Source organism: Novacetimonas hansenii JCM 7643 (assembly GCF_000964405.1).
GTDB classification, from domain to species: domain Bacteria; phylum Pseudomonadota; class Alphaproteobacteria; order Acetobacterales; family Acetobacteraceae; genus Novacetimonas; species Novacetimonas hansenii.
This window is the reverse complement of the sequence record NZ_BANE01000374.1, coordinates 1-346: the sequence shown is the minus strand read 5'-3', so window position 1 is coordinate 346 and position 346 is coordinate 1. Positions and strand designations below refer to the sequence as shown.

The 346-nt window shown below is 63.0% G+C and carries 1 protein-coding gene; it reads left to right on the top strand.

All coding sequences use genetic code 11. The features are described 5' to 3' along the window. Positions 1–346, top strand: a 346-nt coding sequence (locus B7G66_RS16700) for a DUF3363 domain-containing protein (RefSeq protein ID WP_048859432.1), incomplete at both ends; no start/stop codon positions are given.

Genomic DNA, 346 nt, shown 5'->3' with positions numbered 1-346 from the left:
ACGCGTTCGCGGTCATGAAGGTCGGGCGGCTGCGGCGACTGGAACGGATGGACCTTGCCCATGAAATCGGGGCTGGACAATGGCGGCTGGATGAAACGGCGGAAGCCACCCTGCGCGAGATGGGGCAGCGCAATGACATCATCAAACGCATCCACCGTGGTCTGAGTGAACAGGGGATCGAACGGGCCTCGTCGTTATGGGTGCTGGCCGGGGAAGACCTGGCCGGGCTTGTGATCGGGCGTCTGGTCGCGCGCGGTCTGGATGATGAGCTGAAGGGAAATGCCTATGCGGTGATCGATGGTGTGGACGGGCGCACGCATCATGTCCGTCTGCCATCACTGGAGGC